The sequence below is a fragment of the Stenotrophomonas sp. FR024 genome (genome assembly GCF_047500745.2).
Lineage (GTDB): Bacteria > Pseudomonadota > Gammaproteobacteria > Xanthomonadales > Xanthomonadaceae > Stenotrophomonas > Stenotrophomonas maltophilia_A.
In genome coordinates, this window is record NZ_JAXAXM020000002.1 from 101971 (window position 1) to 124391 (window position 22421).

General features: G+C 66.0%; 25 protein-coding genes and 5 tRNA genes. 6 read left to right on the top strand and 24 right to left on the bottom strand.

The features are described 5' to 3' along the window. Nucleotides 1-8 precede the first annotated feature (8 nt). Both ACMZ91_RS02470 and ACMZ91_RS02475 read right to left on the bottom strand, forming a co-directional pair. Nucleotides 9-278: a hypothetical protein gene (locus tag ACMZ91_RS02470; protein WP_032128923.1), complete on the bottom strand. Its 270-nt coding sequence runs from the start codon at nucleotides 276-278 to the stop codon at nucleotides 9-11. Between the two features lie 122 nt (nucleotides 279-400). Next, nucleotides 401-1105: an ArsR/SmtB family transcription factor gene (locus tag ACMZ91_RS02475; RefSeq protein WP_049399948.1), complete on the bottom strand. Its 705-nt coding sequence runs from the start codon at nucleotides 1103-1105 to the stop codon at nucleotides 401-403. Between the two features lie 105 nt (nucleotides 1106-1210). On the opposite strand from ACMZ91_RS02475, the gene ACMZ91_RS02480 reads away from it, so the two are divergent. After that, a complete protein-coding gene (locus ACMZ91_RS02480; protein ID WP_134950609.1) occupies nucleotides 1211-1852 on the top strand; it encodes a flavin reductase family protein in 642 nt (213 codons plus the stop codon). Nucleotides 1853-1862: 10 nt separating this feature from the next. On the opposite strand, the gene ACMZ91_RS02485 is transcribed toward ACMZ91_RS02480, so the two are convergent. After that, entirely contained in the window at nucleotides 1863-2384 is a 522-nt protein-coding gene (locus ACMZ91_RS02485; protein WP_414578075.1) for a GNAT family N-acetyltransferase, read from the bottom strand. Between the two features lie 107 nt (nucleotides 2385-2491). On the opposite strand from ACMZ91_RS02485, the gene ACMZ91_RS02490 reads away from it, so the two are divergent. Continuing rightward, nucleotides 2492-2896 carry an NUDIX hydrolase gene (locus ACMZ91_RS02490; RefSeq protein ID WP_032128919.1) on the top strand — a complete coding sequence of 135 codons (405 nt, stop codon included), beginning with the start codon at nucleotides 2492-2494 and terminating at the stop codon, nucleotides 2894-2896. 77 nt (nucleotides 2897-2973) lie between these two features. Here ACMZ91_RS02490 and ACMZ91_RS02495 read toward each other — a convergent pair. The 3 genes from ACMZ91_RS02495 to ACMZ91_RS02505 form a co-directional block, all read right to left on the bottom strand. Then, a tRNA-Cys gene (locus ACMZ91_RS02495) sits at nucleotides 2974-3047 on the bottom strand. Nucleotides 3048-3113: 66 nt separating this feature from the next. Then, nucleotides 3114-3189: transfer RNA gene (locus ACMZ91_RS02500), tRNA-Gly, on the bottom strand. 142 nt (nucleotides 3190-3331) lie between these two features. Further along, nucleotides 3332-3407: transfer RNA gene (locus tag ACMZ91_RS02505), tRNA-Gly, on the bottom strand. A gap of 130 nt (nucleotides 3408-3537) precedes the next feature. Between ACMZ91_RS02505 and ACMZ91_RS02510 the strand changes: the two genes are divergently transcribed. From ACMZ91_RS02510 to ACMZ91_RS02520, 3 genes are all read left to right on the top strand, one after another. Then, on the top strand, nucleotides 3538-3939 hold the full coding sequence (locus ACMZ91_RS02510; RefSeq protein ID WP_414578606.1) for a hypothetical protein: 402 nt from the start codon (nucleotides 3538-3540) through the stop codon (nucleotides 3937-3939). Continuing rightward, nucleotides 3932-4375: a hypothetical protein gene (locus ACMZ91_RS02515; RefSeq protein ID WP_107433537.1), complete on the top strand. Its 444-nt coding sequence runs from the start codon at nucleotides 3932-3934 to the stop codon at nucleotides 4373-4375. Before ACMZ91_RS02510 ends, ACMZ91_RS02515 begins: the two co-directional genes overlap by 8 nt. A gap of 107 nt (nucleotides 4376-4482) precedes the next feature. Beyond that, nucleotides 4483-4923, top strand: coding sequence for a hypothetical protein (locus tag ACMZ91_RS02520; protein WP_414578608.1), 441 nt, complete (start codon nucleotides 4483-4485; stop codon nucleotides 4921-4923). Between the two features lie 10 nt (nucleotides 4924-4933). Here the strand turns inward: ACMZ91_RS02520 and ACMZ91_RS02525 are convergent, their stop codons facing one another. The 4 genes from ACMZ91_RS02525 to ACMZ91_RS02540 are packed head-to-tail and all read right to left on the bottom strand — an operon-like array spanning nucleotide 4934 to nucleotide 9183. After that, a complete protein-coding gene (locus tag ACMZ91_RS02525; protein ID WP_414578610.1) occupies nucleotides 4934-5848 on the bottom strand; it encodes an HlyD family secretion protein in 915 nt (304 codons plus the stop codon). Next, a complete protein-coding gene (locus ACMZ91_RS02530) occupies nucleotides 5845-6573 on the bottom strand; it encodes an ABC transporter ATP-binding protein (RefSeq protein WP_201118674.1) in 729 nt (242 codons plus the stop codon). Before ACMZ91_RS02530 ends, ACMZ91_RS02525 begins: the two co-directional genes overlap by 4 nt. A gap of 10 nt (nucleotides 6574-6583) precedes the next feature. Then, the gene (locus tag ACMZ91_RS02535; protein WP_414578612.1) at nucleotides 6584-7723 is read right to left on the bottom strand and encodes an ABC transporter permease; all 1140 of its coding nucleotides are present in this window, start codon (nucleotides 7721-7723) and stop codon (nucleotides 6584-6586) included. Further along, nucleotides 7720-9183: an efflux transporter outer membrane subunit gene (locus ACMZ91_RS02540; protein WP_495497650.1), complete on the bottom strand. Its 1464-nt coding sequence runs from the start codon at nucleotides 9181-9183 to the stop codon at nucleotides 7720-7722. The genes ACMZ91_RS02535 and ACMZ91_RS02540 overlap by 4 nt, the downstream gene beginning before the upstream one ends. A gap of 190 nt (nucleotides 9184-9373) precedes the next feature. On the opposite strand from ACMZ91_RS02540, the gene ACMZ91_RS02545 reads away from it, so the two are divergent. Beyond that, complete coding sequence (locus ACMZ91_RS02545; RefSeq protein ID WP_050509834.1) at nucleotides 9374-9721, top strand: hypothetical protein; 348 nt, start codon at nucleotides 9374-9376, stop codon at nucleotides 9719-9721. Nucleotides 9722-9788: 67 nt separating this feature from the next. On the opposite strand, the gene ACMZ91_RS02550 is transcribed toward ACMZ91_RS02545, so the two are convergent. The 14 genes from ACMZ91_RS02550 to ACMZ91_RS02615 all read right to left on the bottom strand — a co-directional run bounded on the left by ACMZ91_RS02550 (nucleotide 9789) and on the right by ACMZ91_RS02615 (nucleotide 22421). Further along, nucleotides 9789-9864: transfer RNA gene (locus ACMZ91_RS02550), tRNA-Gly, on the bottom strand. Nucleotides 9865-9978: 114 nt separating this feature from the next. After that, nucleotides 9979-11262, bottom strand: a complete 1284-nt coding sequence (locus ACMZ91_RS02555; RefSeq protein WP_107433533.1) for a type II toxin-antitoxin system HipA family toxin — start codon at nucleotides 11260-11262, stop codon at nucleotides 9979-9981. After that, on the bottom strand, nucleotides 11255-11572 hold the full coding sequence (locus ACMZ91_RS02560) for a helix-turn-helix domain-containing protein (RefSeq protein ID WP_180844468.1): 318 nt from the start codon (nucleotides 11570-11572) through the stop codon (nucleotides 11255-11257). Before ACMZ91_RS02560 ends, ACMZ91_RS02555 begins: the two co-directional genes overlap by 8 nt. Nucleotides 11573-11729: 157 nt before the next feature. Continuing rightward, nucleotides 11730-12836 carry an FAD-dependent oxidoreductase gene (locus tag ACMZ91_RS02565; RefSeq protein WP_279912297.1) on the bottom strand — a complete coding sequence of 369 codons (1107 nt, stop codon included), beginning with the start codon at nucleotides 12834-12836 and terminating at the stop codon, nucleotides 11730-11732. Nucleotides 12837-12973: 137 nt separating this feature from the next. Then, nucleotides 12974-13049, bottom strand: a tRNA-Gly gene (locus ACMZ91_RS02570). A 291-nt stretch (nucleotides 13050-13340) separates the two neighbouring features. Next, nucleotides 13341-13967: a CDP-diacylglycerol--glycerol-3-phosphate 3-phosphatidyltransferase gene (gene pgsA / locus ACMZ91_RS02575; RefSeq protein ID WP_012510614.1), complete on the bottom strand. Its 627-nt coding sequence runs from the start codon at nucleotides 13965-13967 to the stop codon at nucleotides 13341-13343. 18 nt (nucleotides 13968-13985) lie between these two features. Continuing rightward, the gene (gene uvrC / locus ACMZ91_RS02580; RefSeq protein WP_197655531.1) at nucleotides 13986-15830 is read right to left on the bottom strand and encodes an excinuclease ABC subunit UvrC; all 1845 of its coding nucleotides are present in this window, start codon (nucleotides 15828-15830) and stop codon (nucleotides 13986-13988) included. After that, nucleotides 15827-17239 carry a hypothetical protein gene (locus tag ACMZ91_RS02585; protein WP_197655532.1) on the bottom strand — a complete coding sequence of 471 codons (1413 nt, stop codon included), beginning with the start codon at nucleotides 17237-17239 and terminating at the stop codon, nucleotides 15827-15829. Before ACMZ91_RS02585 ends, uvrC begins: the two co-directional genes overlap by 4 nt. Then, entirely contained in the window at nucleotides 17236-17724 is a 489-nt protein-coding gene (locus ACMZ91_RS02590; protein WP_197655533.1) for a low molecular weight protein-tyrosine-phosphatase, read from the bottom strand. The genes ACMZ91_RS02585 and ACMZ91_RS02590 overlap by 4 nt, the downstream gene beginning before the upstream one ends. Further along, nucleotides 17721-18494, bottom strand: coding sequence for a 3-deoxy-manno-octulosonate cytidylyltransferase (gene kdsB / locus ACMZ91_RS02595; RefSeq protein WP_032128906.1), 774 nt, complete (start codon nucleotides 18492-18494; stop codon nucleotides 17721-17723). Before kdsB ends, ACMZ91_RS02590 begins: the two co-directional genes overlap by 4 nt. 74 nt (nucleotides 18495-18568) lie before the next feature. Then, nucleotides 18569-19588, bottom strand: coding sequence for a tetraacyldisaccharide 4'-kinase (gene lpxK / locus ACMZ91_RS02600; protein ID WP_032128905.1), 1020 nt, complete (start codon nucleotides 19586-19588; stop codon nucleotides 18569-18571). Next, nucleotides 19588-21336 (bottom strand): lipid A export permease/ATP-binding protein MsbA, encoded by a 1749-nt coding sequence (gene msbA / locus ACMZ91_RS02605; protein WP_032128904.1) that lies wholly within the window; start codon nucleotides 21334-21336, stop codon nucleotides 19588-19590. Before msbA ends, lpxK begins: the two co-directional genes overlap by 1 nt. Next, nucleotides 21333-21755 (bottom strand): ExbD/TolR family protein, encoded by a 423-nt coding sequence (locus ACMZ91_RS02610; RefSeq protein ID WP_032128903.1) that lies wholly within the window; start codon nucleotides 21753-21755, stop codon nucleotides 21333-21335. Before ACMZ91_RS02610 ends, msbA begins: the two co-directional genes overlap by 4 nt. Nucleotides 21756-21758: 3 nt before the next feature. Further along, entirely contained in the window at nucleotides 21759-22421 is a 663-nt protein-coding gene (locus tag ACMZ91_RS02615) for a MotA/TolQ/ExbB proton channel family protein (protein WP_277779025.1), read from the bottom strand.

Consider the following 22421-nt stretch of genomic DNA (forward strand, 5'->3'; position numbering starts at 1 on the left):
GGGCGGCGTCAGCCGCCCAGCGTACCCATGGTGAAGGTGTAGCCGGAGCTCATCAGGAATTCGCGCATGCGCATCTCCGCGCGCCGCGGTGAGGCCAGGTTGGCCGGTGCATACAGCGCGTAGACCACGCCCGCGCCTTCGATGGCTTCACGCCGCACGCCACAGTGGCGAGTCTCCGAAGCAATCACCCATCCATCCTTCAGCCGATCCGGTCCGATCGACTGGCCGTTCATCAGCCGGAACGTCAGCCAACGTACTTCCACAGAAGATTTGCTCATTGCCGGCATACCGCCAGCGTGCCGCGATCGTTCATGTCCTTGCTCGCCATTGCAGCTCCCTAAGACTTGGAACTCGACCATAGCGCCTTGCCATGTCGTGGGCGAATGAGACGGGAGGGGCCCTATGTCGCCAGGCCGAACCGCGTCCACAGCGCTTCGCGCCCCGGCTGCGTCAGGCGCAGTTCGCGTCGACCCTCAACCCGCCGAAGCCAATCGTTCTTCACGAAGCTGTCCAGCATCGCCTCGCCGACCAGCCCGGCCAGATGCGGGCGCCGCTCGGTGCAGTCCAGGCATCCTCGGCAGTAGCGCGCAGGCTTGACCGTCACGGGAAGCCGCAGCAGCTCTGCCAGCGGCTGGCCGAGCTCCTGCAGGAACGCTGCGCCCTCCACACTCACCTGCCAATGCGCCTGGTGCGGGACCAGGTGCCCTGCCTGCAACAAGCGGTCGGTGATCGCCACCGCATGCACACCGGCCAGATGCCGGTAGCAGGAACGCGCCTGGCGCAACGCCGGCATGCTGCGTGATGCCTCAGCGGTGCAGGACGGCGTGCGGTCCGCAACGCGCAGGATGCCCTCCAGCATGTCGGCGACTTCGTGCGAGGCCAGCCGGTGATAGCGATGGCGCCCCTGCGCGACAGCGACCAGCAGGTCGCCCTCGACCAGCCTGCGCAGATGCGTGCTCGCCGTCTGCGGTGTTACCCCAGCCACGCGTGCCAGCTCCGTCGCGGTATACGCACGCCCATCCATCAACTGCAGCAGCATGGATGCGCGCGCCTGGTCACCAACCAGGGCACCGACGCTGACAAGGGAACCGGAGGTGTGGACCATGCCCGCATTGTGGCACGCCGTTGCAGGCCGACAGTTCGATGCAGGCCGAAGCGTCGGCACCCGCTGCCACGGCACAGTGGTCCCCCCGATAGTGCAAGGCCTGCCATGAATTCCGCTCCGATTCCCCGCCGCTGCATCACCCCTTCGGTCCTGTACCCGGGCACGCCTGTGTTGCTGATGACCACGCTGAACGACGACGGCAGCAGCAACATCAGTCCGTTGTCTTCGTTCTGGGCCCTGGGCAACCGGGTAGTGCTGGGCCTCGGCGTGCAGGGTCAGGGCTATCGCAACCTGCAGCTGCGCAACGAGTGCGTACTGAACTTCCCATCCTCCGCGCAGGCCGCACAGGTCGAGGCCATCGCGCGCGCGACAGGCTGCCACCCGGTACCCACTGCCAAACAGGCGATGGGCTACGTGCACGTCCGCGACAAGTTCGCGCTGGGGGGCTTCAGTGCGGTCGCCTCGACGCACGTCGCACCAGAGGCGATTGCCGAGTGCCCGCTGCAGGTGGAAGTCAGCGTGATGGCGATGCACCCGCCCGGCGAGGATGACGGTCAGGGCTTCGTGATCGTCGAAGGACGGATCCGTTGCGTGCATGCGCACGAAGCGATCACCGTGGCTGGCACCCAGCACATCGATGTCGCCCACTGGAAACCGTTGATCTATCTGTTCCGCCACTACCTGAGCGTGGGTGAACCAGTCGGGCGCAACTTCCGCGCGCAGACGCCGGTCTACGATCCGGCGTAGAGCGGGTGATTCAAGGTGCCGGCGATGGTCGGTGACTGGTCACTGAAATCCAGTACGACACCATGTTCACATAGCGGCCGTCGCGCTTCACCGCGCGCGGCTCGACGCCGGATTCGGTGAAACCCAGCGATTCATACAGCGCGCGCGCGGCGGCGTTGTCCGCCAGTACCGTGAGAGTTAGCGATTCGATGCCTTCCGCGCGCGCAGCCGCGAACGCGGCAAGAAGAAGCTGACGGGCGACACCCTGGCCTCGATGGCCAGCACCCACATGGACACTGTGCACTTCCGCCGTATGCCGTCGCGCCATCCGCACCGGGCGTACGTAACGCAGGAAGCCCACCAGCATGCCGTCAACGAACGTGCCGAAGTAGCGCGTACCAGGATCGCCAAGCTGGGCGCGCATCACGTCCGCCGAGTCATTCTGCGCCTCGGCCAGCGTGGACAGGAACGCCGCAGGCGACTCGCGAAGGGCCTGCAACCGTGCTTGCCAGAGAATATCGGCGTCGTCAGGGCCGAGTTGCCGGAGAAGCATGCGACACACCTGTGAGGTTGCTGATGCACAGGTGCCCAGCCTAGCGCGGGTTCGCCTGATACGGCGTGCATGCAAGAATGAAGACAGCTCCTTCTTCACTCTCCGCCATGACTGAACTTCAGATTCCCCGCGTTGGATGCGGCGCCGTCGTCCGTGATGCCGACGGCCGCATCCTGCTGATCCAGCGCGGACGCGATCCGGAGCGCGGGCACTGGGGCCTGCCCGGCGGCAAAGTCGACTGGATGGAAACGGTGGAGGCTGCCGTGGTCCGCGAAACTCGCGAGGAGACGGCATTGGAAGTGACGCTGCTGCGCCTGCTGTGCGTGGCCGATCATTTCGAGCCGACACTTGCGCAGCACTGGGTCGCGCCGATCTTCGAGGCTCGCGCACCTGCCGGTGCCGAGGCCTCCATCCAGGAGCCGGGTGTGCAGACAGGGCTGGGCTGGTTCGCGCTGGATGCGCTGCCCCAGCCACTGACCCAGGCCACGGTGCAGGCGCTGGCCAGGCTGTAGCGGATATCGATCCGGACGCAGGTTAGCTGGCATCCAGACAAACAAAAAAGCCCTGACCGGAGTCAGGGCTTTTCAATTGGAGGCCTCAAGCGGAATCGAACCGCTGTAAACGGATTTGCAATCCGGTGCATAGCCACTCTGCCATGAGGCCAACGTACTGCGCGCCAGGAACGGAGCCCTGACAAGACAAAACCCCATGATGGGGCCTGTCGGAGCATGGAGCGGGAAACGAGACTCGAACTCGCGACCTCAACCTTGGCAAGGTTGCGCTCTACCAACTGAGCTATTCCCGCGTAAGCCGCCATGGTACCGGAAATCCGGAACACACACCAGCGATTTCACTTTTCTGACTGCGCGTAAAGCCTTGTGGCCCAACGTGCCCCGCCTTGCCGTGGCGGGAGAAAAACAAGGCCCCGACCGGGGCCCTGTAGAATCTGGAGCGGGAAACGAGACTCGAACTCGCGACCTCAACCTTGGCAAGGTTGCGCTCTACCAACTGAGCTATTCCCGCAGATTCCGTTCGACCTGCGTCGAAGGAGCGCTATTGTGTCCAAATTCCTTCACGCCGTCAACAGTCTTCACACGATGCGGTCATGGGCGTCCGCACTGGGGTACGCTGCCCCGCCCAGCCCCGTGCGCCCATGTTCCTTCGCGGCAAGCCCCTGTTGATCGCCCTGCTGCTGCATCTGGTAGTAGCGCTGCTGTACTGGGCACTGATTCCGCTGGGAATGAACTGGTATCGCGACAATTTCGGCTTCACCTCGCATCGCGACATCGGCCTTGGCATCGCCCAGTTCTATCTGTTCCATATGTTCCTCGGCGCCCAGCCACTGATTGCGGTGCTGCGGCCGCTGTTCGCCAAGCTGTTGGTGCTGGTGGTTCCGCTGACGTTCGCGACCTGGACGCTGATGCACAACCACCCGCTGCGCCTGCTGTACTTCACCGTCGGGCCTGGCCTGCTGGCGCTGGCCGCGATCGCCACATCGGTGTGCTATGCATCACGCAGCCGCCTGCCCGCTACCATGGACACCGCCGATGCCTAGACGTTACATCCGCCTGTTCTGGCTGCTGGTCGCGCTGACCTGGCTGGCGCTGATCGCTGCGCTGGTCAATGCCGGCTTCACCCCGGACTACTGGTTGCTGCACCGCCTGGAAGGCGCCGAACTGTCCTACCCGACCAGCACCGTCATCATGTTCGCGTTGCTGGGCACGGTTGAACTGGTCGTGGCCGCCTTGATCGTGCGACCGTGGAAATTGAAGCGGCTGTGGCTGCGCCTGTTGATTGCCTTCGTTCTGCTGTTGGCGTGGTCGGTACCGTGGATGCTGTCGGCCATGCATCAGCCGCCGGTGCACGGCATGCATCTGCTGTGGTTGCTGCTGCTGGACGTGGGACTGCTGCTGGCGCTGTGCGTGGTGTCGCTGGTCAGCGTCCTGGGACGCATTTCCGGCAGGAAGAAGACCCCGACTGCGGTTCCTTAAGGCGCTGGATCCGAGGGCTTCACCGCTTCATTTTCGGATCTCTTGCATGGATTGCGGCAGGCCGATGCAGGAAGGTTGAGGATCCGCCAGCGACGAACGCCTGCATCGTGCCCCTGCCCATCGCATTCCGTGCTCCCCCTTCCTTCTGGCTCCTGGCATCACTCATCTGGCTGCTGCTGGTTGCCGCACTCATCCATGCCGGCTTCAAGCCAGACTACTGGCAACTGCGTCACACCGAGTCCGGGACACTGCCCTATCCCATCGGCTCGGTGATCACGTTCGCGCTGATCGTCCTCGTGGAAATGACAGCGCTGGGCCTGGCTGTGCAGCCATGGCGGTTCCGCCGCCTGTGGCTGCGGATCCTGATCAGCCTCATTCCATGGCTGGGGTGGAACGTCCTATGGGGCTTGGCTGCCATGCATCAATCCCCCGTGCGCGACGTCCACTCGAACTGGCTGCTCGGCATGAGCACCATCTTGCTGCTGGCACTGCTCGTGGTTGTGCCGGCCTCACTTTGGCCTAGCCTGCGACGTTGGCTCGGGAACTGAGGCCCGCGCCCTACTTCCGGAACTCCACCCGCACATGCTGGCCGAAGCGCGCCTTGGCCTCGCCGTCGAACTCCAGCACACACTCCACCACCTTGGCCACGCCGCGCCCCGCGTCTTCGGGCAAGCGCGCCTGCGCGAACACCGGACTGATGCGCACCACGCGCGCGAGTGGCAGTGAGCCGGTGTTCTCGGCGCCATCGCTGTCCGGCACGACGGTGGCCTTCATGCCCACCTGCACAGCATCGGCATAGGCGGCGCTCAGTTCTGCACGCACCTGCAGCGGGCGTGCCGGCAGCAGCGAGATCGCCGGCTTGCCAGCCTGCACGAAGGCGCCGAGGCCCGGCACCTGGCCGACCACGGTGCCGGCTTCCGGCGCGCTCAGCGACATCTGCTGCAGTTTCAGTCTGGCGTGCTCCAGCTTGTGCTGGGCCATGTCGACCTGCGCACCGGCCACATCGACATCGGCCCGTACGCCGGCCAGCTGCTGCTTGGCCGCATCGGCCTGCTGGTTGGACGACACGCCTTCGCTGGCGCCGGTGGACAGCCGGGTGGCGTTGCGCTCCAGTTCGCGCAACTGCGCCTGGCTGCCCTTCAGGCGGTCGTTGGCCAGGGCCAGATCGGCGGTGGCCATCGCCACTTCCTGCTGCAGCAGGGCGCCATCCAGCGACAGCAGCAACTGTCCCTTCTTCACCGTGGCACCCTCCTTCACCGACGCGGCGGTGATCGAGCCATCCACTGGCGGCGCCAGCGCGATCAGGCCACCCTCGACGTCGATGATGCCGCGCGCCACCGCGACCTTGCCGGCGGTGGCAGTGCCGGCTCTACCTGCAGGTGCTTGGGCAGGCGCGTCCTTGGAACAGGCGCCGAGCAGCAGCGCCGCGGACAGTACCAGGCTGAAGGGAAGCAGGTGCAACGTCTTGGTCATGGGGCGGACTCTACAGTTTCGTTCTGGCGGCGGTCATCACGGACCATGCCGTCTTCCATGGCGATCACCCGATCGGCATGCCGGATCAGGCGCGGATCGTGGCTCACGCACAGCACGGTGGCGCCATGCGCACGTGCGTAGCGATGCAGGATGTCGATCACGCGCTGGCCGTTCTCGGCGTCCAGCGCGCTGGTGGGTTCGTCGGCGAAGATCAGCGTCGGCGACTTGGCGAAGGCGCGCGCAACGGCCACGCGCTGCTTCTCACCACCGGACAGCTGCGCCGGTCGCATGTGGCTGCGGTGGCTGAGGCCCACCTCGTCCAATGCCTTGCGGGCCAGCGGTTCGCTTTCGCGATTGCTCATGCCGCGATAGCCCAGCGGCAGCTGCACCTGTTCCAGTGCGGTCAGTGCGGGGAACAGATTGAAGCCTTGGAACACGAAGCCGACATGGTGCAGGCGGAAGCGCTCCACTTCGCTGCGCGTCATGTGGCCCACATCCTGCCCGAGCGCGTGCACGCGGCCGCCATCGGGCGCAGACAACCCAGACAGCAACGACAGCAGCGTGCTCTTGCCGCAACCGGATGGGCCCGATACCAGGGTCAGTTCACCGGGATAGATGTCCAGTGACAGGCCACGCAGCACCGGCACCTGCACGTCGCCGGACATGAAACCCTTTTCCAGTGCGTCGGCCTGCAGGGTCGGGGCGACGGCGCGTTCGGAAGTCATCGGCCGGTCCTCAACGCAGCAGCAACGATGGATCGGAGCGGACGACACTGCGTACCGCCATGATGCTCGACAGCATGGCCATCACCGCGACCAGCGCCACGCAACCGATGATCACCATCGGTGTCAGCTGCACCGGCACGCGCTGGGTCTGTGCGATCAACAGCACGACGGTACTGAACGCCGCCGCCAGCAACATGCCCACGCCGCCGATCAACAGTGCCTGCTCGAACACCACCCGCGCCAGCGCATAGCGACCGGCACCGAGTGCATTGAGCGTGGCGTACTCGCGTACCGAACCGGCCACCACCGAAGCAAACGACTGGTTGGTGATCACCGCGCCGACGAAGCAGACGATGACGGCCATGAACAACACTGCGATGCCGGCACCGGTATCGAACAGCCAGTATTGCTGCGAGCGGCTGGCGAACTCCGGTGCCGTCCAGAACTCGACCGGCGTGGCCTGCCCCATCGACGTGGCCAGGCGGTCGCGCACACGGTCGGCCAGGTCCGGCGAACGCAGGCCCGCCACGAAATAGGTACTGCCCTCGTGCGGATCGGTACCCGCGATGGCGCGCGCGGTATCCAGCGAGGCCAGCACGTTGACGCCACCGAGGCCACGCAGGCCCGGTTGTGCCGCGACCACGCGCACCGCCTTGCCATTGATCCACGCACGGTTGTTCTGCAGGTCCACGCCCAGCGTATCCAGATCGGCGCTATCGACGATCACCGCACCGGGTTCGCGCAGCTGCGCGCGCAGGTCGGCGGGCAGGATGCGCGCGAACATCATCGCGTCGCCTTGGGTGGAGATGCCGGACAGATACACAGACACGTTACCGGTACCCTGCGCGCTGGAGCGCCATTCGCCATCGACCCACTCGTAGGGTTCGACGCGGGTGACATCCGGATCCATGCGCAGGTGGCTTTCCACATCCGCACTGATTGCATGGCCGTAGTTCACGCTCTGGGTGCCGGGGAAACCGGCCCAGATATCAGCCGACGATGCCTTCACGTAGATCGCGGCGGTACCGAAGATACCCAGCACCAGCGCCGCCTGCACGATCAGCAGCACGCCAGCGAAGCACATCGCCAGCACTACCGGCAGAAACCGGCGCCACTCATAGGCCAGAGTCTTGCGGGCCAGCGCGATCATTGCTGTTCGCCCTCACCCTCAGCCGGCAGCGGTGCACCGCCAAGCGCGCGGTACAGCGAAGCAAACGCGAGCACGCGTGCGCCCTGCGCACCGATCAGATCAGCCTGCGAGGCGAGCGCGGCACGCTGCGTATCCAGTCCATCGAACTCGCTGGACAGGCCCAGCTGCACCTGCCGCGCTTGGCGCTCGACCTGCTGGCCGGCGGCATCATTGGCCGCACGCAGCGACTGGATGCTGCTGTCCTGGCGCGCCAGGCTGCCCAGCGCGCCCTCCACTTCGCTCACGCCTTCCAGTACCGCCTTGCGGTAACCGAGCAGTGCAGCATCCAGCTGCTTTTCATCGGCATTGAAGCGTGCACGACGCTGACCCCAATCCCACAGCGGGATATCGACGTACGGGCCGATCGACGGACTGGAATCGGAGTTGGAGCGGGCGTTCTGGGTGAGGTTGTAGGCGTACAGGATCGAGCCACCAAGACTGACCCGCGGATACATCGCGGCACGTGCGGAGCCCTTGCTCGCCGCGGCCTGCATCACTTCAGATTCGGCCAGCAGAATCTGCGGGCGGTGGCGCAGCAGATCGGCCGGTACCTGCTGCAGGGAGAACGTGCCCAGCTTCGGCGGCGAGCGATAGGCGCGCCAAGCCGGATCCGGGCCATCACGGCCCAGCAACAATGCCAGCGCACGGGCGGCGTTGTCGGCGTTTTCCCGGGCTTGTGCGATGGCGGCGTGGGTGGCGGCCTGGCGTGCACGCAGGCGATCAAGTTCGCCGGGCTCATCCAGGCGCAGGCGCTGGCGGACCAGGGCCAGGTGCTCGCCGCGGTCATCCACCGATTGCTGGCGGGCCAGCAGGTCCTGCTGGGCCTGTGCAACGGTCAGGTCCAGATAGCTGCGCACCACGTCGGCAATCACCGCCACCTGCGCGGCATTGCGCAGCGCCTCGGCATTGCCGGCCGAAGCCTGCGCGCTCAACTGCGCGCTCTCGGCGGCACCGAACAGGCCCAGGTCCCAGATCGCTTCGATGCCGGCATGGAAGTAGGTATCGACGGCGGCGGCGTCCTGCACCTGCTTGGCGCTGGCCGAGATTTCCGGCAGGAAACGCGAGTCGGAAGTGCCGGCGACGATCCGAACGGCCTGCAGGCGCAGCGTAGCCTGCTGCAGGTCCAGGTTGCCGGCGATGGCCTGGTCGACCAGGCCATCCAGTGCCGGGTCGGACAGCACTTTCCACCACTGTCTGGCATCCACTGCCACGCCCTGGCCCTGCGGCACCTGGGTCCAGGTGCTGGGCGTGCGGTCAGGCAGGTCCGGAACAGGCACCGACATGCAACCGGCCAGGGCCAGGCTTGCCAACAACGCTCCAGGGCGCAGCACTGCATGCAGGGAGAGTCGGTGCCCGGCCTTGGGCACTGCCACTGAAGTGATACGCCTGACCACCAGCCCGCCAACGTGTAGAAGGAGCATGAAGGCTACCGTGCGATTGTGGAGCGAACATGGAGAAATCGTCCGAAAAAGGTCACAGCACGCGTGCGGTTCAGGCAACGCCGACCCAGTCTTTCACTACGCTTTCAATGCGTTCCCGGCACGGAACACTGGACGACTTTCACAGCGTATTGCACATTGCGGCATTGTCTTGCTTCGATGCTGCCCGACCGTGAAACGCCCCCGCCGCTGGCTGCTGATTGGCTCGATCACGACAGCAACTGTCGGCGTGATCGTGCTCGTCCTGACCACCCCACTGGTCTCGAACGCCACGCTGCTACTGATGGAGCGCAGCAACTTCATTCCCGCCGAATCCTCGATCTTCACGTTCGAGCCGTATGCCATCAACCAGGGCTCGTCGAACTACTGGTTGTACGGGAAGGACCGGACCTACTACTACCACTTCACCTACGAAGATGACGCTCCCTACGTCTACATCCCGCAGGACAACCGCTGCCCCGGTTTCCACCGGCAGGATGCCCGGACCTGGTGCAGCGCCCTGCCCGGCAAGGCACGCTAGCGCGGCGGTGGTGCAACCGGTGTGACAAACGAAAAACGCCCCCTTGCGGGAGCGTTCTTCTTGAATCTGGAGCGGGAAACGAGACTCGAACTCGCGACCTCAACCTTGGCAAGGTTGCGCTCTACCAACTGAGCTATTCCCGCAGATTCCGTTCGACCTGCGTCGAAGGAGCGCTATTGTGTCGATATTGCTGCACGGCGTCAACAGGAATTTTCAGGTGAAGTGAAGGGGGGCGTTCAGGCCCCTGCGCCCGGGCCTCAGGTCCGCAGGCCAGGCCGGACTTGCCGCAGCAGAGCCACGTTCTCGTTGATACGCCCTTGGATCATGCTCAAGGTGTCTTGAGCAATAACGCTTGAATACATGCCGTTGGCGATTTCGGTGAATTGGCTGGCCACCTCGCAGATGCTGTCAATCGCCAGACTGGCGTCACCCTGCTGCACTTCTGCTTCCTCGGCAAGCCGAAGCATGTCAGCACGGGAAATCGCCAGTGCCTCCCCCATGACGTCCATCTGGTGATATCCGTTGGGTCCCTCGCAGAAGGTCACGTCGTAGGCCGGGGCCAGGCGCCATTGCCCATCCGGCGACATGATGTAGGCAAAATTCTTCGGATGATCGTCCCGGTTGTTGAAGGCGACGTTGAAGACCGCACGCTCGAAGGCCACGGCCATTTGCCGCACGTCATTGGTACACAGCTGGGTCGCGCGCAGGAAGTTGACATAGTCCAAGGACCCCGCCGTCTGGTAGTTGGCGCCCGTGAATGCGGCAAGACTCTGCATGGGTACACGCAACCCATCGTGGCGATCAAAGCGCTTGCTGGCGAACGCGGCCAGCCCATTGGGCAGGCTGAAGTACTGCGTGTCCGGGGTCTCGATGCCGCACCTGCGCAAGCACTCGGCGTAGACCATTTCGATGGCGCACGCCTCGGCATGCTCTTCTCTGGCCGGGAACTTGACCAGCCAGGCTTCGAACCCTGGCTCGGCGGCCGTGGTGAACCCACCGAACTGCGGATCGCGATAGACAAGTGCCTTGGGCCTTGCACCTTGGGGTGAGCCGCCCACCAGCAGCAAGGTCTGCAGAAATTCGCCACCTTCTCCCCGGAGCACCTCCTGCACTTCGGCGGCAAGCTGCTCCAGCGGGATGTGGACCTGCGGCGCCTCACCCTCGGGCGCCACAGGTTCAAACGTCATGGCCCCCATCGCGTTGCCACCGATGCAGGCCAAACGCTGGAGCGGGCCGATGCGTGCTGTACTGATCCTTCGGCGTCTGAACATGCGGTCCATCAGCAGCATGCCCCAGCCGTCTGGCAAGGCGTCATACACGGGCCCGGGCAGTTGCAGTTGATGGTCCGGAAAATCCCGCCGCAACGGAGGGCCGGCCAGCGGCAGCTTGTACGAAGACAGCTCCAGCCCCCTTTGCCTGGCCTCGTTGCTGTACTCGAAGGCGATCAGCGGGCGGCCGGTCAGGGCGGTGGTGGAGACCAGCGTTCCCCAGAGCCATCGCTCTCCCCACCCCTCGTAGAAGACATTCACTTGCTCAGGCATTGCGGGGCTTCCTCTTCGTCCGCAGGCGATTCGCGGCCTCTTCGTAGCGCCGAATGTCTTCGATGCTGTCCAGCTTTGGCTGGAACAGGGCTTCGAGTTCGTTGATCCGACCAAGGACCATCGCCACGCGGACCACCGCCTCGAAGCCAACATTGCGCCCGGCCTCCAGATTGGACACGGTGTTGGTCCCAATGCCGGCACGCCCGGCCAGATCCGACTGTGTCATGCCCAACGCCATGCGCTCTGTGCGCAAGCGCTCGCAGAGTCGCTTGACGACCTCGCCGGGCTTGCTGAAGCCCAAATCCAACATAGCGCTCACCACCCTCTTCCCATGCCAGTTGGCACCCAAATTATAGAATCGACACCACTCCTGTTCAATGAATTTAATTCCCTAATTTTGCGGCTTATATGTGCATTCACGTAAATAAATACAGAATCATGGAATTAGATGGCCATCGAATTGCGCATCACGTGCGTAGGCCACGGCGGTGGAAGTAGACCTGCTCAGCGATGCGCCGCGTGGCCGCCGTATGCAGCAGTGCGTTGAGCGGCCAGTCGGCCTGCAGATGATCCATCGCCCAGCGCAGCAGGCGCTTGCCATGGAATGCCGGCGCCACCTGCCGCGCCACCCGTTCCGCTTCCCGCCCTTGCCCACGCAGATGGCGGGCAATCGCCTCGCCGACCGCCCAGCCATGCCGCCACGAGGAATGGATGCCTCCGGCGGACAGTGGTGAGACGATGCCCGCCGCGTCGCCGGTCAGGATCACGCGTTGGCCGGTGAACGGCCCATCCGGCCGGCCGCAGGGCACCAGCCCTGCGCGGGTGGCCGAGGGACGCGCCGAAGGCGGAATGCCGACCACATCGCGCACGTGCTCAAGAAAGCCATCGATATCAGGCGGCCGCACCTGGTTCGGGTCATGGCGCAGCGCCAAGCCGACCTGCAGCCCGGTCGGGTTCTGTGCGACCCACCCGATGTAACCCGGTGCAAAGCGCTTGCTGACGAAGCAATGGAGTGCGTCGCCCTGCGGCAACTGGAGGCCGGCGAACTCACGTTCCACGCCGTAGAGGTTGTCAGGCACCTTGCCGAGCCCGGTGCGCTGGGCAACGCGTGAGCGTGCACCATCGGCACCGACCAGGTAGGCGCACCGCCCTGCCCCTTCCACCTGCCAGCCGTCACCACTGCGATGGGCGCCGGTGAAGGACTGCTGCAGGCGAAGGTCGACACCATTCGCGCGCAGCTCGCTGGCCAGCCAGCGCATCAGGTTCGGCGTATCGGTGGTGAGGAAGTAATAGCCCGGCGCGGCCAACAACACGCTGCGCAGGTTCGGCGCATACAGCCGCACATTGGCAACGCGTTGCACCAGGCATTCGGGCATGCGCCCCAGCCAGGTCTGCTCCATCGCTTCCTTCACCACGATGCCGGTGGTGTGCAGGCGTTCGCCGGGGTCGGCCTTGCGTTCGAGCACGCAGACGCGCAAGCCATACTGGGCGGCAGCCAACGCGCAGGCGGTACCCGCGAAACTGGCGCCGACGATGACCACGTCGTGGTCGTAGGCGGAGGATTGATGAGGCATCGCGGCGTCACCCTTGGAACGAAGGATGCAGCATCCAACCTTCATGTGGTGGGGCGATGGGGCGACGGTGAAGTGGCAATGAAGCGCGTTGGACGCAAACGAAAAACGCCCCCTTTCGGGAGCGTTTTTCTTGAATCTGGAGCGGGAAACGAGACTCGAACTCGCGACCTCAACCTTGGCAAGGTTGCGCTCTACCAACTGAGCTATTCCCGCTTGGGAGGCGAAATTTTACCTATTCCAAGGATGGCGTCAAGCGCTTTTTCAGGGTCTGCGAGGCACCTTGCATTGCGTATCCACGCATGGCGTGGATCTACTATGGCATCCCCGCAAACCGATGGATCCGCATCATCCGTGGATGCGGCATTTCCAGTAGATCCACGCCATGCGTGTATGGGGCATCACCGTAGATCCGTCCAGCGCGTCGAGTAGATCCACGCCATGCGTGGATAGGCGCATCGATGGGGTCAGAGCCCTTTCCTGCGGAAAGGGATCCGACCCCGGGGCTCAGTTGCCCAGCTTCTTCTGCCGTGCACGCTCGCGCGCAGCGCGCTCGTCATCGCGCAGGCTCGGCCAGGCGGCGTGCAGGTACTGCAGGCCCGACCACAGGGTCAGCACCGCGGCGATCGCCAGGGTCCAGTCGCCGATATGGAACACCGGCCAGCCCATCCAGATGTCTTCCACCGGCACGTTCGGTGCCACCGAATACAGCAGGCAGAGCAGCGCGACCATCTGCGCGGTGGTCTTGACCTTGCCGATCATCGCCACGCGCACCTTGGCGCGCTGGCCGAGTTCGGCCATCCATTCGCGCAGCGCCGATACCGCAATTTCACGACCAACGATCACCGCCGCCCAGAACGCCATCCACGGCGTCGGGTGACCCTGCACGATCAGGAACAGCGCCACCGCCACCATCAGCTTGTCCGCGACCGGGTCGAGGAAGGCGCCGAAGGCCGATTCCAGCTGGTAACGGCGTGCGATCCAGCCATCGAGCCAGTCGGTGATCGCGGCCAGGCCGAAGATCGCCGCCGAAGCGAAGTTGGTCCAGGTGTAGGGCAGGTAGAACACCAGCACCAGCACCGGGATCATCACGATCCGCAACAAGGTCAGCCAGGTGGGCAGGGTCAACTTCATGCTTGCGTGCTTCTCTCTCTACTCGGCCGGATCAGGCGTGGCCAACCCGTGCAGGTTAGCGTAGATACGTGCCGCGAGGGCGTCATTGATACCTTCCACCCTGGCGATTTCCGCTTCACCAGCGGCTTTCAGGCCGACCAGGCCGCCGAAATGCTTGAGCAGGCTGGCGCGGCGGCGCGGCCCGATACCAGGGATGTCCTCCAGCTTGCTGGTCATCCGCGCCTTCTGGCGGCGGCCGCGGTGGCCGGTGATGGCGAAGCGGTGCGCCTCATCGCGCACCTGCTGGATGAACTGCAGCGCCGGATTGGCCGCGCCCGGGCGCAGCTCGCGGCCATCGGGCATCACCAGCGCTTCGTGGCCGGCGCGGCGTTCCACGCCCTTGGCCACGCCCACCAGCAACACGCCTTCCACGCCCAGGTCGGCCAGCGCGGCCTGGGCCTGGGCCAACTGGCCGGCGCCGCCGTCGATCAGCAGCACGTCCGGCAGCACGCCCTGCTCTTCCACTGCACGGCGGAAGCGGCGGTCGATGGCCTGGCGCATGGCGGCGTAGTCGTCGCCCGGCTCGATGCCGCTGATATTGAAGCGGCGGTACTGCGCGCGCACCGGACCGGCGGCGTCGAACACCACGCATGAGGCCACGGTGGCCTCACCCATGGTATGGCTGATATCGAAACATTCAACACGCTTGACCGGCTCGGCCAGGCCCAGCATGTCGCGCAGCGCGTCGCTGCGCGCGTGCTGCGCGTTGCGGCTGTTGAGTTCGGTCGCCAGGGTCAGCTGCGCGTTGCGGCTGGCCAGTTCCACATAGCCGGCGCGTTCGCCGCGCACGTTCCACTTCAGCTGCACCTTGCGCTCGGCCGAGGCCGACAGCGCGGCCACCAGCAGGTCGGCATCGGGAATCTCGCGATCCAGCAGGATCTCGCGCGGCGGCTCGAATTCGATGTAGTACTGCGAGACGAACGCGGCCAGCACTTCCTCCGGGCTATCTTCACCGTTGGTGCGTGGGAAGAACGGGCGGGTACCGAGGTTGCGGCCATCGCGGAAAGCCAACAGCAGCACGCAGGCCTGCGAACCCTGCATGGCCACCGCCAGCACGTCCAGATCGGCGGCACGGCCATCCACGTACTGGCGGGTCTGCATGCTGCGCAGCGAGGAGATCAGGTCGCGCAGGCGCGCGGCCTGCTCGAACTCCAGTGCCTCGCTGGCGGCCTGCATCTGCTCGCCCAGTTCGCGGGTCAGCTCGTCGCTCTTGCCTTCCAGGAACAGTGCGGCGCGACGCACCGATTCGGCGTAGTCCGGCGCCGGCACCAGCTCCACGCAGGGCGCGCTGCAGCGACCGATCTGGTACTGCAGGCACGGCCGCGAGCGGTTGCGGAACACGCTGTCCTCGCAGCTGCGCAGCTTGAACAGCTTGTGCATCAGGTTCAGCGTTTCGCGCACGGCGGTAACGCCGGGATACGGCCCGAAGTAGCGGCCGGGAATGGCGCGCGGACCGCGATGCAGCGCGATGCGCGGCCAGTCCTCTCGGGTCAGCAGCACGTGCGGATAGGTCTTGTCGTCGCGCAACGAGACGTTGTAACGCGGCGACAGTGATTTGATCAGCTGGTTTTCCAGCAGCAGCGCCTCGGCTTCCGAGCGCGTCACGGTCACGTCCATGCGCGCGATCTGCGAGATCATCGACATGATCCGCGCGTTCTTCGGGCTGCCGTTGAAATAGCTGCCGACACGGTTGCGCAGCGCGCGCGCCTTGCCCACGTACAGCAACGTGTCGTCGGCGGCGTACATGCGGTACACGCCAGGGGCGGTACTGAGCTGGGCCGCGAAGGCCTTGCCGTCGAAGGCCGGGGCGGGAACGTCTGTCATTCGCTGATCGGGACTTCGCTGAGCACGCCGCTGTCCGGGTCGAATCGCAGCACGGCATGGGCGTCGGTCTCGGCGATCCACACCGCACCGGCGCCTACCGCCAACCCCGCCGGGCCATGCAGGCGTCGTGGCAACGGCTGGGTGGTCAGTTCGCCACCGCCCAGGCGCAGCGTGCGCAGGCGGCCGTTGCCGGTATCGGCAATCCACAACAGCGGCGCATCCGGACTCAGCGCGATGGCCTGTGGGAACTGCAGGCTGGCGTCCGAACGCGGACCGTCTTCGCAGCCGAAGCGCCACGGCCCCTGCCCGACCAAGGTCTGCACCAGATCGCCGCGCAACTGCAGCGCGCGGATCGAGGAACCCAGCGCATCGGCCACGTACAGCACCTGCTGCACCACGGCCAGCGCAGTCGGCTGGGCAAAGGCAGCCAGATGCCCGCTACCATCACGCTCGTCGATGGAACCACTGCCCGCGCGCCATTGCAGGCTGCGCTGGCCCAGGTGGTAGCTCCAGATGCGGTTGTCGCCAGCCATGGCGATGTGCAGCTGGTTGTCGGCAATGGCCAGGCCGACCGGATGGTCCAGCGCAACCTGCCGCGCCTGCGCGACCGGGCCTTCCATCGGTGCACCGGGACGGCCGTTGCCGCACAGGGTATCGACGATCCCGGTCAGCAGGTTGATACGACGCACCGCGTGGTTGCCGGTGTCGGCGACGTACAGCGAATCGCGCTCCAGCACCAGCGCCTGCGGGCGGTGGAACGCGGCTTCGGCGAGGTTGCCGTCCATGAAATCGGCGGTGCCCAGCCCGAACTGGCGAAGGATGCGGCCACCATGGCTGCATTCGAGGATGCGGTGATGGCCGCTGTCGGCGATGTAGAGCCGTTCGGTGCTGACCGCCAGGCCCAGCGGGAAGCGCAGCGCCTGGCGGGGTTCCGGGTGCAGTTCGCTGCCGCCACGCGGCGGCGCCGACGGTGCGCCTTCGCACAGCGCGTTCAAGGCACGCTCCAGCTCACCGGGTGCACCCTGCCCGACCAGCCGTTGCTGTTCGCGGCCCTGCGCATCCAGCAGCACCAGGGTCGGCCAGGCGGTGATGCCGAAGCGGCGCCAGCCATCCCAGTCGGCATCAAGCAGCACCGGCATCGTCAGGCCCTGGCGACGCAGCAGCTTCAATGCGGCGCCGGCCTCGCGTTCGAAATCGAAGCGCGGCACCTGCAGCACCAGCGGCTGCAGCTTGCCGGGGTGGCGCGACAGCCATTGGCCGAACTCGGCCAGGCGTTGCGCGCTCCAGGCGGAGGCGGCGTTGACAAACAACAGCGCCACCGGCCGACCGCGCAGTTCGGTCAGGGTGCAGGGGGTGGCGTTGAGCCAGGTGGCGAACTCGGGCAGGTCCGGGACGGGCTGGACGTTCATGGCCCGATTATGCCGGAGTCGGCGTCATGCAACAGTCGTGCCACGGCACGTTTTGCAGCATCGTCGACCAATGTCCAGACCTGTTCGAAATGCTCACTTCCGCCGGTGTACGGGTCCGGGATCGCACCCCTGCCCTGCCCGCCGGACCACGGCAGGTACAGCGCCAGGCGTTCGCGCTGGGCGGGTGTGGCCAGCCGACCCGCATCGCGCAGGTTGGCCTCATCGGCGCACAGGATCCAGTCGAAGCGGTCGAAATCCGCGACCTGCAGCTGGCGCGCGCGCAGGCCGCCGATGTCCACGCCATGCCCGGCCGCGCAGCCGATCGCTCGCCGGTCCGGTGGCTCGCCCACATGCCAGTCGCCGGTGCCGGCCGAATCGACCTGCACCCGACCAGCCAGCGGCGAGGCGTCCAGGCGCGCGCGCAGCGCTCCTTCGGCCATCGGCGAACGGCAGATGTTGCCGAGGCAGACGACCAGCAGCTTCATCGGGCAGCCAGCGTCTGCAGCAATGCTTCGGCGCGTTCCAGGTCCTCGGGCGTGTCGATGCCCGGCGGGAACGGTTCGGGCGAGATCGCCACGCTGATCGGGAAACCCGCTTCCAGCACGCGCAGCTGTTCCAGCGATTCGATCTGCTCCAGCTGGCCCGGCGGCATCGCCGCGAACTGCTGCAGGAAACCGGCGCGATAGCCGTAGATGCCGATGTGGCGCAGCCAGTTGTGACCGGCCGGCAGCGTGTCACGGCTGCGGGCAAAGCCATCGCGGTGCCAGGCGATCGGGGCGCGGCTGAAGTACATCGCCTCGTTGCGCACGTTGCGCACCAGCTTCACCACGTTCGGGTCGAACAGGGTATGCGCGTCTTCGACGGTCGTGGCGAGGGTCGACATCGGCGCATTGCCTTCAACCAGTGCCTGGGCCACCGCGCGGATACCCGCCGCCGGCGCGAACGGCTCGTCGCCCTGCAGGTTGACCACGACAGTGTCATCGGCCCAGCCGGCGATGCGCGCGCACTCGGCCAGGCGGTCGGTACCGGAGGCATGCGAGGTGGCGGTCATCGCCACCTTCACTTCGGCCAGGCCGGACAGTGCGTCGGCAATGCGTTGATCGTCGGTAGCGACCCAGACCTCGCCGGCACCGGCCTGCAGCGCGCGACGCGCCACGTGCAGCACCAGCGGCTCACCGCCCAGCGGGCGCAGCGGCTTGCCCGGCAGCCGCGAGGCGGCATAGCGGGCCGGGATGGCGACGACGAATTCGGTCATGGGGCGGTACTCGGCAGGCTCGTTACAACGGGAATGCGGCCGGCGGCGCATGAATGCAAGCGCCGCCGCGCCACTCAGTTCGGTCGCAGCTTGTCCAGGCGGTCGGTCAGCGCCACCCAGAATGCGGCAGGCAGCTCGGCGCGCAGCGGGACCGCGTAGTGCCAGTCATTGCCGAACGCGCGGCATTTCACCGCGTCCTTCTCGGTCATCAGCACCGGCAGCTGGCTGCCAAAGGACAGGTCCTGCGGCTGATAGGCCTGATGGTCAGCGAAGGCGTGCGGCACGACGCCGATGCCACGCGCGCGCAGCATGTCGAAGAAGCGCTGCGGGTGGGCGATGCCAGCCACGGCGTGCACGCGCTGGCCCTTGAAATACGACAGCGGACGGGCACGGCCACCGGCCAGCGGTTGTGCGCTGTCGATGTGCAGGGCCATCGGCCACTGGCCGAAGCCGCAGGCCTGTGCTGCAGTCTCCTCATCGGCCTGGCCGAGGTTGACCACGCGGAAATCGCACTCGCTGGCGCGGCTGACCGGCTCACGCAGCGGCCCGGCCGGAATCATCCGGCCATTACCGTAGCGGCGCTGCGCATCGACCACCTCGATCTCGATGTCGCGTGCCAGCCGGTAGTGCTGCAGGCCGTCGTCGCAGACGATCACATCGCAGCCGGCCTCGATCAGCGCCTTGCCGGCTGCAACACGATCACTGTCCACGCGCACCGGCACGCCGGTCTTCCAGGCAATCAGCACCGGCTCGTCACCGCCCTTGGCGGTCGGCGTATCGGCCTTGACCCACAGCGGCTTGTCGGCATCTTCGCGGCCGTAGCCACGACTGGCCACGCCCGGCTTCCAACCGGCGGCACGCAGGCGCTCCACCAGCGCGATGGTCAGCGGCGTCTTGCCAGTTCCACCGGCGGTGATGTTGCCAACCACGATGACCGGCACCGGCAGCGTGTAGCGCTTGCGCCAGCCACGCCGATAGGCGCGCCGGCGCAGCGCGGTGACGCCGGCATACAGCGGCGCCAGCAGGCGCATCGCCCACGGAACCGGGGTGCCGTCGTACCAGTACGGCGGGGTCTGGGTACCCTTGCCGGCCATCAGTCCTGCCTTTCGCGGAACTGCATGCTGTGCAGATGCTGGTACAGGCCACCCATGGTGAGCAGCTCTTTGTGGGTACCGCGCTCGACGATGCGACCGTGGTCCATCACCAGCACCTGGTCTGCATGCTCGATGGTCGACAGGCGATGCGCGATGACCAGCGTGGTGCGCTCGGGCATCAATCGCTGCAGCGCGTCCTGCACCAGGCGCTCCGATTCGTTGTCCAGCGCTGCGGTGGCTTCATCGAGGATCAGGATCGGCGCGTCGCGCAGGATCGCACGGGCGATCGCCAGGCGCTGGCGCTGGCCACCGGACAGCAGCGCGCCGTTCTCGCCCACCGGGGTCTGCAGCTGCTGCGGCATGCGTGCGATGAACTCCCAGGCATTCGCGGCTTCAGCTGCCGCTCGGATCTGTTCATCCGTCGCGTCCATGCCATAGGCGATGTTGGCGCCGATGGTGTCGTCGAACAACATGACCTTCTGCCCGACCATCGCCACCTGGCGACGCAGGTCGGCCAGCGGATAGTCGTCCAGTGCCACCCCGTCGAGGGTGATGCGCCCGCCGCTGGGTTCGTAGAAGCGCGGCACGAGCCGGATCAGGCTGGTCTTGCCGCTGCCGGATCGACCAACGATGGCGGTGACCGTACCCGGCTTGGCCACGAAGCTGATGTCGTCCAGGGCGATGCCACTGTCTTCGCGGTAACGCAGCATGACGTGCTCGAAGGCCAGTTCGCCACGCACGCGCTGCACCGTGTTGCGGCCTTCGTCGCGCTCGACCGGCATGTCGAGGATGTCGAACAGGCGCTCGGCGGCGGACACACCGCGGGAGATCGAGGACTGCACGCTGGTCAGGCGGCGCAGCGACGGGATGATCGCCGTCATCGAGATCATCAGGCCCATGAACTGGCCGGCATTGAGGCGCCCTGCCAGTGCTTCGCGGGTCGACACCCAGACGATCACCGCCAGCGCCAGCGCGGCCAGGAACTGGACCACGCTGGAGGCACCGGCACGGGTGATTTCCACCTTCATGTTCAGCGCCAGCATGCGGTTGGCCAGGCGCGAGTAGCGCGACATCTCATGCTGCTGGGTGCCGTGCACCTTCACTTCCTGCTGGGCCGCCAGTGACTGCTCGGCGGTCTGCGCCATCGTGCCCATGCCGTCCTGGATACCGCGGCTGATGCGCCGGTAGCGCTTGCCCACGTAAGACACGATCACGCCGATCATCGGCACCACCACCAGCATGGCCACGGTCACCTTGACGCTCATCTGCAGCATCACCGCCAGCATGGCGATGATGGTCAGGGTGTCGGCAACCACGGTCTTGAGCGCATCGGCGCTGGCCTGGGTGACCTGCTCGGTATCGAAGTTGAGGCGACTGACCATCACCGGCGTCGATTCGGTATCGAAATGCGAGGACGGCAGGTGCAGGTACTTGGCCAGCACCTGTTCACGCAAGTCGCGCACCACGCTGCGACCGGTCTTGGCCAGCGCGTAGTCGCTCACCCAGGTGGCGGCGCTGCGCATCAGGAACAGGCCAAGGATGGTCAGCGGCAGGATCACCGCCATTTTCGGTTCGGGATTGACGAAGCCACGGTTGACCAGCGGCTCCATCAGCTTGGTGAAGTGGTAGCCGGCTACCGACTCCACCGCCATGGCGATGACGGCGGCGACCATCATGCCCCAGTAGGCACGGGTGTATCCCAGCAGACGTTTGTAGATCGGCCACACCGGCGCGTGTTTGGAACTCATGGACGCACCTCGGGTGCTGTTGCAATGGCAATACGGCGGAAACCGAGCTGACCCAGCGCATCCTGCGCGGTCACCACGGCCTGATAGGGCGTGCGGGCATCGGCACGCAACAGCACCGGCTGGGTACGGTCGCTGCCGGCAACGGCCGCGATGGTCTGCTTGACCGACTCGACGTCGCTGCGCAGCACTTCCTGGTCATTGATGAAGTAGCGGCCCTCGGCGTTGATCAGCACGCTCAACGAGCGCGGCGGCTCATTGCTGGGCTGCTGGCTGGCCGTAGGCAGCTCCACCTGGAGTGTCGAGCGCGCATCGAAGGTGGTGGTGACCACGAAGAAGATGATCAGCACCAGGATGACGTCGATCAGTGGCACCAGGTCGATATGCGGCTCATCCTGGGATCGGTCGTTGCCGATACGCATCGATCAGGCCTTCGCCGTGGCCGCGCCGGCCGGGCGCGTGGCAACGGCAGGGTTCATCACGCCGGGGCGGCCATCCAGCGTATCCAGCAGCGCGCTGGCTTCCTGCTCCATCTCTACCACATAACCGTGGATGCGGCCCTTGAAGTAGCGGTGGAACATCAGTGCTGGAATGGCGACGATCATGCCGGTGGCGGTGCACACCAGCGCCTTGCCGATACCACCGGCCAGCTGGTTCACATCACCCACGCCATGGTCGAGGATGCCCAGGAACATCTGGATCATGCCGATCACCGTGCCCAGCAGGCCCAGCAGCGGCCCGGCCGATGCGATGGTGCCCAGCGCGTTGAGGAAACGCTCCATGCGGTGCACCAGGTGGCGGCCGGTGTCTTCGATGCGCTCGCGGATCTGGTCGCGCGGGCGGTTGCGTGCTTCCAGCGCGGCGGCCAGCAGCGCGCCCAGCGGCGAGTTCGCCCGCAGGGTCTGCAGGTGGGCCGGGTCGAGCTTGCCGCGTGCCGCCCAGTTGCGCACTTCCTGGCCGAGGCCGGGCGGCAGCACTTCAGTACGTCGCAGGGACCAGAAACGCTCCAGGATGATCGCCAAAGCCAGTACGCCCAACAGCAGCAGCGGCACCATCGGCCAGCCACCGGCCTTGACCAGTTCCCACAC